Raw genomic sequence first — 2,283 nt, forward strand, 5'->3', positions numbered from 1 at the left:
ATGGGGCGGTCTTTAAAGTCTTTGCGTTTAACAAGGTTGGAAACCGCATACAATGTTTTTCCCGCACCGGGAACGCCCGTATAAAGATACAACATTATTTATACCTCAATTTTTAATGATGGTTGACAGTTTTTTAAAGCCTTTAATTGTGGCAATAAATGTAAACGCGCCGAAAATCCAGTTAAGCATAACGCCGAATCCAAGGATATAAATTATCTGTAATGCGTCTTGCGGAAATCCACCTATGTGGTTTTGAACCTGCTGTACAAAATAGGACTGCAAGCTTTGAAAGCCTGTTACAGTGACAAAAGATAGACCGATTGCGCTAAGAATACGGCCTGCAACAGACATTAAAGCTGCTGTTATTAAATTTGCCCAATTCATAAATCTTTCAACGCTCCATAAACAAACCACGCACAAGTAAGGATGGTCATCATAATCAGCACCGGCCGAAGTTTTGCAGCAAAATCACAAAGGGGCTGATAACTAAATTCGACGCGGCCAAATTCGCCTAAATCGACGCTTTTTGGCTGCGGACAAACACCGTCAGTCTGAAATATGTTTTCAGGCCTAAAATTTAGATCTATTGTCTGTTCAGGTAGTTTTATGTCTTCGTATTTCAAATCACCACTTGGCATACATTGCGCAGTATTCGGGTTCTGCTTACAAAAATCTTGTTTCTGATTCTCTTGGTTTTGATTTTGCTGCCCTGTCGGATTATTCGGCTGATTCGGTGTATTCGGACTGTTTGGCGTGTCCGGACTCTCCTGTCTGCTCGGTGTTGTCTTTTCGGGCTTATTCGGTGCTTCTGGACTGTTTGGCTTTAAATCTGGACGCGGTACATAATCAACGCCCACAGTGCCATCTTCATGCAGTTTGAATCTTGTTTGTTGTGGGGTAGTGCTGCCTTCAGGGGTATATGGTGCAGAAAGTGCGGTATCAGGGCTAAATGTGCTTGGCTCGGCAGATTGATTCATAACGCCCATTTTTGCCAGTTGGTTCATCAATTCGGCATGGTTTGTCTGATTGTTTTCCAACATGCGTTTTAAGATGTCTAACATTTCTTTTTGTGTCAGAATAAAGTCATTAACATTAACTGAATCATTATTATTTATAATATTTTGACGATTTAATTCGCTATTGGGATAAAAACTAATAGCTAAAAACCGACCATAAATACCTGCATGTTTTGGGCTATATGAAATAGTCAAATCATCTGAATATTTATAATTAATAGCAGATTTGAAGTCGTATAAATGAAAATTTCCTACGTCAGATCTACCAACACCACTAGATGTTTTATAGCTTTTCCATTCAACACTTTCGCCTTCCCCTCCGCCCCATTCACGAAACCTAACGAGTAAAACATTTTTTCCTGATTTTTCTTGTTCTTCTAAATTTTCTTTTTTTTCTTGATGTGCTTTAGCTTTTTGTGCTGCTTCTGCTGCTTTTTTAGCTGCTGCATTTGCTACTGCTTTTTGATAGTTACCTTCGGCTTCTGCTTGGCGTTGTGATTGTTCGTACTGTTGAGGTTCCTTCAATCCATTGCCAATGCCTGTAGCTATATCTCTGATTGCTCCGCCTAAAATGCCATCTAAAGTAGCTCCTAAAGTCATTATTGAATTATGAGCTGCTTTTAAATAATTGCCGTTCTTAAACGCATTTGCTGCTTCTGATGCATAATTTTTTGTATAAGAATTATTAACAGCATTTGCAACAATGACTGTATTTGCAGCAGTTTGAAGCCTACCTGTACCTACTCTTTGATTAACAGTTGTATTCATCGTTCCAGTTTCGCCATATCGTCCTGTTACCGTTACATTTTTACCTTGGCTACCATTAATATTTCCGCCATCTTTAGTTACTGTCGGTTTGCCGTTGTTTTGTACATCAACTTTCCAAACGCCTGTTTTTGGATCGTATCCGCGCCGTTGCAAAGCTTGATCGGATGGGAAACCTGCGTTTTGATGTTGTGCCGGAGGCGGTAGGGCGACATCTGCCATTACTGGAGCAGCGAATACAGCAGCAGACAGAGCAAGGCATAAGGCAATAGGCCAATGATAAACATTGCTTCGGGGATCATTCTTCATTACTCTTTTCTCTCGTGGATAGTATGAATTTGTAGATTAGGTTAACGACAAATACCGTGGCGACGATTGAAACGCACATCAAACCTATCTCTTTACCCAACTTCTGATATTCCATCGGGTCGCAATCGGGAAAGGTCAGTTTGACTTGCTGTTCGTTATACTGCCATGTAGAGCCATTAAAAACGGGGTGATG

General features: G+C 40.5%; 3 protein-coding genes. All 3 read right to left on the reverse strand.

What is annotated here, in order from left to right; all coding sequences use genetic code 11:
• Nucleotides 1-105: 105 nt before the first annotated feature.
• On the reverse strand, nucleotides 106-384 hold the full coding sequence (locus ACTHSP_RS19800; protein ID WP_440346751.1) for a DUF2523 domain-containing protein: 279 nt from the start codon (nucleotides 382-384) through the stop codon (nucleotides 106-108).
• Nucleotides 381-2,090, reverse strand: a complete 1,710-nt coding sequence (locus ACTHSP_RS19805; protein ID WP_440346752.1) for a virulence factor TspB C-terminal domain-related protein — start codon at nucleotides 2,088-2,090, stop codon at nucleotides 381-383. The genes ACTHSP_RS19800 and ACTHSP_RS19805 overlap by 4 nt, the downstream gene beginning before the upstream one ends.
• On the reverse strand, nucleotides 2,080-2,283 hold a 204-nt coding region (locus ACTHSP_RS19810; protein WP_440346753.1), incomplete at its 5' end, for a hypothetical protein. The genes ACTHSP_RS19805 and ACTHSP_RS19810, both read right to left, overlap by 11 nt.

It is taken from the genome of Neisseria sp. P0001.S005, assembly GCF_051963715.1.